This window comes from Streptomyces sp. NPDC127084 (assembly GCF_042724175.1).
Taxonomy (GTDB): Bacteria; Actinomycetota; Actinomycetes; order Streptomycetales; family Streptomycetaceae; genus Streptomyces.
This window is the reverse complement of record NZ_JBHXFA010000038.1, coordinates 2,597-9,478: the sequence shown is the minus strand read 5'-3', so window position 1 is coordinate 9,478 and position 6,882 is coordinate 2,597. Positions and strand designations below refer to the sequence as shown.

The window sequence follows — 6,882 nt, the reverse complement described above, 5'->3', positions numbered from 1 at the left end:
CCCGCGCCCCCCCGCGCCCCCCCCCCCGCGCGGTCCGCGAGCCCCTCCCCGAGCGCCACCCGCCCCCCCCCCCCCCCCAGCGGTACAGGCTCCGGATCCCTCGCCCGCACAGCAGCAGGAGGTAGAAGATGAGAGCGGCCACGAACGGGCTGGCGACGGTGGTGAGGGCGTTGTAGTCGGTGACCTCCATGAGTTCGCGGATTTCGTGCTGCCAGTACTGTCCGAGCCCGAACGAGAGGCCGAACAGCATGATCGCGCTGACGAGCAGGACGAGCCATGACCTGCGGGAGGCGTTCCGTGCGTCCCTATCGGCGAAAGCGCGCCAGACATAGGCGCCGACCACACCCAGCCCGTACCCGATGGCCGCACTGATGCCGCAGATCAGTCCTTGGAGTATGCCTCCGCGGGGAAGCAGCGACGGGGTGAAGGACAGGCACGCCAGGACGAGCGCGCCCCAGCAACCGGGCAACGTGAGGTGCAGCAGGTGGTGGCGATTCCCGGAGTCGGGGGACTGCTCGGAGCGGGTCGGTGGAGATGGCTCGCCAGGCTCATCCCTTGCTTCCCGCGAGGCGCCGCCCTCGCCTCCGGCCGCGTCCGTACCGCCAGGCCGGTAAACCCGGCCGTCCTCCTTGCGCGATGCCGGCCCTTCCGATGGAGAACCTGGCGGATCCTGGCTCATTGCTCTCCTCCGGGACAATGGTCCCAAGGCCCGGCTGGTCGTGCATCCGGGGCTGGTCTCGCCTGGCGCCATGTGCGGCGTCTGGCGCTGACGATGGGGCGGGGCGCGGCAGGACACGGGGCCGCCTGAACGAAGTGACGGTCCGGCGGACATACGGTGTGCACGACGGGTGCGGCGACACCCGGGTCCCTTGTCCGATGGACCGGCACGGACCTGGAGGGCGGTCACTGCTCGTCGGCCGGCGGAGGAGCAGCGGTATCGAGTCCGGGCTGGGCGGGCTGTTCGACGGGGGCGACGGGCGTCCACTCCGCTCCGGTGCGCAGGCGGAATGCGGCGACCGCGGCCGACACTGTGGGGACGAAGTGTCGGGGGTCGATGGTGCGGGTGAGCTCATACCGTTCGATCTTGCGTCGCACAGGGTCCTTGAGCTCGGCGAATACGAGGTGTACGTGCTCTGCGTTGAGGGCTTCGTCGAGTTCCTCGAGAACGTCGGCGGCGGTGGTGTCCACGTCGGTCATGGGCTCCGCCGCGATCACGATCCAGCTCGGCCGCGGGTCCGCGTCGGCCAGTCGCAGGATCTCGTCGCGGAAGGTCTTGGCGTTGGCGAAGATGAGCGGAGCGTCGAACCGGTAGATCACCAGGCCCGGCAGTTGCTCGGCCTGCGGGTAGGAGCGGACGTCGTGGTAGCCCTCCAGGTCCTGCACCCGCCCCAGCACGGTGCTGTACGGCCACCAGGCGCGCCGGAACACGTTGAGGACGGACAACGCCACGGCGATCGCGATCCCTTCCAGGACGCCGAGCAGGGCCACGCCGGCGAAGGCAGCGATGCACAGCAGGAACTCCGTCCGGCGCTGCCGCCACAGCCGTACGGCCCCCGGGACGTCAGCCAGAGACAGTGACGCGGTGATGACCACGGCGGCGAGGGCCGGCTGGGGGAGATTACGGAACAGGCCCGGAGCCAGCACGAGCATGAGGACGATGAGCACCGCTCCGACGACCCCGGTGAGCTGACTCCTGGCCCCCGCGCGCTCGGCCACCGCCGTACGGGATCCGCTCGTGCTGACCGGGAAGCCCTGGAAGAGACCGGCCGCCAGGTTGGCCACACCGACCCCAGCCATCTCCTGGTTGCCGCGGACCTCCTGCCCTGTGCGGGCCGCGAAAGCCGACGCGTTGGAGATCGTGTCGGCAAGGGACACCAGGGCGATGCCCAGCGCACCGACAACCAGGAGCGGCAGGTCGGCGAGTCGTACATCGGGGATCGTGAACGGCGGGAAACCCTCGGGCAGTTCCCCGACCAGGCCGACACCGTGCTTGCCCAGGTCGAAGACAGCGGCCGCCGCGATCGCCAGTACCACCATCACGAGCACCGCGGGGACCTTCGGCAGGAAGCGCTGCAGCACCAGGATCAGCACGATCCCGCCGCCCCCGACCGCGGCGGCGGCCGGAACCGTCGCGCCGTCGGCGAGTTTCTGCACGAAGCCGACACACTCGCCGATCAGGTTGTCCGCCTCGACCTTGAAGCCGAACAGCTTGGGCAGTTGACCGATCAGAATGGTCAGGGCCAGGCCGTTCATATAGCCGATCATCGTCGGCTTGGAGATCAGATCGGCGATGAAACCGAGCTTCGCCACCGAGGCCAGGATCATGATGGCCGCCGCCATGAGCGCGAGCATCGACGCCAGCGCGACGGCCCGGCCGGGATCCCCGCCGGCCGCCACCAGGGGCAGTACGGTGGCGGCGATCATCGGCCCCAGCGAGGAATCCGGGCCCAGCACCAGGATCCGGGACGGCCCGCACACCGCGTATCCGAGCAGGCAGAGAATCGTCGTGTAAAGGCCGGTGATGGGCGGCAGGCCTGCCAACTCGGCGTATGCCATGCCCTGCGGCACGAGCAGTGTGGTCAGGACGACTCCCGCCACCAGGTCCTTCCCCAACCACTCACGCCGGTAGGACGACACCGCCCGGATCCCGGGAACAGCCCGGAATCGGGAGAGAATCCCGTGGCTGGTGTGCTGGGTGGTCACAGACCGTCCCTCCGCTCTGCCCCGCTGCTCCCGGTCCACGCGCACCAGTGTCGACGCATCAGGTTCCTCTCGACCGGCGGGCCAGCAGCTTGCCCAGTTCCCACAAGAGCAGAAGTGCGAAGGCGGCCAACAGCGCGCAGCCGAACTGCCGCGCGTTGGTCTCGGTCGTCCCGAGGATGCGTTGGAAGCCGTCCATCTGGGTCAGCAGCACCGAGAGTGTGAACTGGCCAGGGCGACCCAGTTCATCTGCTTGCTGTCGAACGTGGACGTCGTCAGCACAGATTCCGTCTCGCTGCGGCATTGAAACGCTGCCACGATCAGACACAGTGCGAAGGCAGTGAACGCGATCGACTGACCGGTCTCCATGCTGTCGAAGTGGGCCTGACCGAGCTTGATCAGTCCGAGCAGAATGACGGTGATCGCCAGCCCGCCGAGTCCGACCATAACCAGTACGGGCCGGGTGAGCACCGACTCCCCTCTCGGACACGGCCTGCGTTGCATGAGTCCGGGGCTCTCCCGGTCGAAGCCGAGCGCAAAGCCGAAGGAGGCGTTGACGACGAAGTGGATCCACAGCACCTGCGGCGGAGTGAAGAGCTCACCGGCAGCGATGTTGAAGACGGTGGCCCCGAGGAACGTCAGCACGAAGGTGACAGGTAGAAGCAGGACGAACCGGATGTACTTGGTGAGGTTGTCGTAGATCGCCCGACCCTGCTCCACGGCGTAGACGATGGTGGCGAAGTTGTCGTCGGAGAGGATCATGCGTCCGGCGTTCTTTGCCACGTCCGTGCCGCTGCCCATGGCGATGCCGATGTCGGCGGCGGGAAGGCATGCGCCGACTGGAGGAGTCCGCTCGTCGACCGTCATGGTCTCACCGATCCCATGTCCCACGATCTCCAGACCGCAGAACCACACATCCCGCCACAACCGCGACGGGACCCCCTCACCTCATTGTCTGCTCGCCAGGACAAGATCGCCCTCTGAGGCCGGGGCCGGGAAGCCACGAGAGAAGGGCGTCGGCACGCCGCCGGGCCGCTGACCGAGGGAACCCGCCATCGTTGTCCACGCGTAGCCGATGTACCGCCCGGCACCGAGCACCCCACAAGGGCGAGGTCACCAGCGGACGGGACGCCAGCGAGGGATACACACCGAGCAGGCAGCGCGAGCGGCTGACCGCCCGCGGACCCACGGCCATCGTCAGCAGGCCGACAGCCGAAGGCCGGCGTCACGGAGTGACAGGGGCTCCGTCGGATTCGGGCTCCCCAAGGGCGTCGCCCGCCGCGCCGGCGGCGCGGCCCTCGGAGCCCGTAGCCAGCGGATGTACGCGGTCCAGCGCCTCCAGCGCGCGCCGGGCCATGGGACGGGACCGCACGATACCGGCGAGCGAGGTCGATCCCCGTGTGATGTCGGCGAAGGCCTTCCAGGCGGGCCGGAAGCCGCTGATCACCGCGTGCAACAGGCCCGGACGCCGTTCGAAGACAGCGAGCATTCGCCGCCCGACGGCCATCTCCACGCCCAGTCCCGCCTTGATGGCGAAGGCGTAGTTCAGCGCCTGGCGCCTGGCGTCCACGCCGTCGTTCGCCTCCGCGAGCCGTACCGCCCACTCCCCCGCGAGCCGACCCGAGCGCAGGGCGAAGGAGATGCCCTCCCGGGTCCAGGGCTCCAGCAGGCCGGCCGCGTCACCGCACACCAGGACCCGGCCCCGTGACAGCGGTGAGTCGTCGGCGCGGCAGCGGGTGAGATGGCCGGACGAGACGGCCGGTTCGAAGCCGGACAACCCGAGCCGGGCGATGAAGTTCTCGAGATAGCGCTTGGTGGCCGCGCCATCGCCGCGGGCCGAGATAACCCCCACCGTCAGCACTTCGCCCTTGGGGAACACCCAGCCGTAACTCCCGGGCAGGGGGCCCCAGTCGATGAGCACCCGACCCGCCCAGTCCTCCGCGACGCTCGCCGGCACCGGGATCTCCGCCTCCAGGCCGAGGTCCACCTGCTCCATCTTGACGCCGACGTGTGCTCCTATCCGGCTGGCGCTGCCGTCCGCGCCGACGACGGCCCGGGCGAGGACCGTCTCGCCGTCCGCGAGCACAACCGCGACGGTGCGGCGGTCCGGTACGGCCGGACCGTGCTGCTCCACCCGGGACACCGTCACCCCGGTACGCAGTTCCGCTCCGGCCTTCTGCGCCTGCTCCACCAGACCGGCGTCGAACTCGGGGCGGTTGACAAGTCCGAAGAGCATCCGGCGTGAGCGGCGGGTGCGGCTGAGCTTTCCGTTCAGTGAGAACGTGACGGCGTGCACGCGGTCTTGGAGCGGCAGCTCGAAGCCGGGGGGCAGGGCGTCCCTGGACGGGCCGATGATGCCTCCGCCGCAGGTCTTGTAGCGGGGCAGGTCCGCCTTCTCCAGCAGGAGCACCCGCCGTCCGGCGACCGCGGCGGCATACGCGGCCGATGCCCCGGCCGGTCCGGCGCCGACCACGACGACGTCCCACACCGGGACCTCCCGGTCCGGCTCGCCCTGTCCGCTGATGGCGTCTGCGTTCTCGCTGCTCACGATGTGCTTCTGCTCCGATCCGAACCTATGGCCCAAGCTCTCCACGGCATCCTACGGGCGCGGCCGGGCACCCCCGCTGTGGGAGGATCGGCCGTACCTGCGCAGTACATCCATCGAGGACAACGTCGCACCCACGAGGAGCGTGCCCATGCCCGAGAATCCGATCGCCGAGACCGTCGCGGCCCTGATGCCCCGCGCCAGGGCGGAGCTGGCGGAGCTCGTCGCGTTCCAGTCGGTGGCGGACCCGGCAGTGGCGCCCCGGAGCGAGTGCGAGGCAGCCGCGGGCTGGGTGGCCGACGCGCTGAGGGCGGAAGGCTTCCAGGATGTGGAGCTGCTCGACACCCCTGACGGCACACAGTCGGTATACGGCCTGCTGCCCGGCCCGGAGGGTGCGCCCACGGTGCTGCTGTACGCGCACTACGACGTGCAGCCGGCGCTGGACGAGTCGGCGTGGGTGTCACCGCCGTTCGAGCTGACAGAACGCGACGGCCGCTGGTACGGGCGCGGCGCCGCCGACTGCAAGGGCGGCTTCATCATGCATCTGCTGGCCCTGCGGGCGCTCAAGGCCGACGGCGGCATACCCGTTTCGGTCAAGGTGATCGCCGAGGGCTCTGAGGAGCAGGGCACGGGCGGTCTCGAGCGTTACGCCGAGGCGCACCCGGAACTGCTGCGCGCGGATGCGATCGTCATCGGCGACACGGGCAACTTCCGCGTCGGCCTGCCGACCGTGACCGCGACGCTGCGCGGGATGACGATGGTCCGCGTCCGGATCGACACCCTTGAGGGCAATCTGCACTCGGGCCAGTTCGGTGGTGCGGCACCGGACGCCCTGGCGGCACTGATCCGGGTGCTGGACTCACTGCGCGCCGAGGACGGTTCGACGGTCATCGACGGGCTCGCTTGCGACGCGTCCTGGGACGGCATCCAGTACCCGGTGGCGGACTTCCGCAAGGACGCGAAGGTCCTGGACGGAGTCGGCCTGATCGGCGACGGTACCGTCGCCGACCGTATCTGGGCCCGTCCGGCCGTCACGGTGATCGGCATCGACTGCCCGCCGGTGGCCGGTGCGACCCCGTCGGTACCTGCGAGCGCCCGGGCGCAGATCAGCCTGCGGGTACCGCCGGGCCAGGACGCGGTTGAGGCGACGAAGCTGCTGTTCGCGCACATCGAGAAGCACACGCCGTGGAACGCCCGGGTGAGCATCGAGCAGGTGGGGCAGGGCCAGCCGTTCCGCGCGGATGTGGGCAGCCCGGCGTACACGTCGATGGCCGATGCGATGCGGGTCGCCTACCCGGGCGAGGAGATGCAGTCGGCGGGGATGGGCGGCTCCATTCCGCTGTGCAACACGCTCGCCGCGCTCTACCCGGAGGCGGAGATCCTGCTGATCGGCCTGAGCGAGCCGGAGGCGCAGATCCACGCGGTCAACGAGAGCGTGTCACCTGAGGAGTTGGAGCGGCTGTCAGTGGCCGAGGCGCATTTCCTGGTGAACTACGCGCGTTCGAAGCAGGCGTAGACGGGGTCCTGGGGCCGGCCCCCCGCCGCGCGGGGGGGGCGGCCGGGGCGCGGGCGCCCCCCGGCGGCCCCCGCCGGGCCCCCCCCCGCCCGGCGGCAGGCGCTGGAGCTCTATGTACGGG

6 protein-coding genes are annotated in these 6,882 nt (G+C 70.1%); 1 reads left to right on the top strand and 5 read right to left on the bottom strand.

Annotated features, from left to right (window positions below; genetic code table 11):
• The 5 genes from ACFWI9_RS11980 to ACFWI9_RS11960 form a co-directional block, all read right to left on the bottom strand.
• The coding region (locus ACFWI9_RS11980) for an alpha/beta-hydrolase N-terminal domain-containing protein (protein WP_387161044.1) at window positions 1–679 on the bottom strand (679 nt) is incomplete at its 3' end.
• A gap of 224 nt (window positions 680–903) precedes the next feature.
• Window positions 904–2,703, bottom strand: coding sequence for a SulP family inorganic anion transporter (locus ACFWI9_RS11975; protein ID WP_387161042.1), 1,800 nt, complete (start codon window positions 2,701–2,703; stop codon window positions 904–906).
• Between the two features lie 58 nt (window positions 2,704–2,761).
• On the bottom strand, window positions 2,762–2,914 hold the full coding sequence (locus ACFWI9_RS11970; protein ID WP_387161040.1) for a hypothetical protein: 153 nt from the start codon (window positions 2,912–2,914) through the stop codon (window positions 2,762–2,764).
• Window positions 2,905–3,591, bottom strand: a complete 687-nt coding sequence (locus ACFWI9_RS11965) for a cation transporting ATPase C-terminal domain-containing protein (protein ID WP_387161038.1) — start codon at window positions 3,589–3,591, stop codon at window positions 2,905–2,907. The genes ACFWI9_RS11970 and ACFWI9_RS11965 overlap by 10 nt, the downstream gene beginning before the upstream one ends.
• 334 nt (window positions 3,592–3,925) lie before the next feature.
• The gene (locus tag ACFWI9_RS11960; protein ID WP_387161037.1) at window positions 3,926–5,248 is read right to left on the bottom strand and encodes a geranylgeranyl reductase family protein; all 1,323 of its coding nucleotides are present in this window, start codon (window positions 5,246–5,248) and stop codon (window positions 3,926–3,928) included.
• A gap of 148 nt (window positions 5,249–5,396) precedes the next feature.
• Here ACFWI9_RS11960 and ACFWI9_RS11955 point away from each other — a divergent pair, with 148 nt between their 5' ends.
• Window positions 5,397–6,761 carry a dipeptidase gene (locus ACFWI9_RS11955; RefSeq protein ID WP_387161036.1) on the top strand — a complete coding sequence of 455 codons (1,365 nt, stop codon included), beginning with the start codon at window positions 5,397–5,399 and terminating at the stop codon, window positions 6,759–6,761.
• Window positions 6,762–6,882 lie beyond the last annotated feature (121 nt).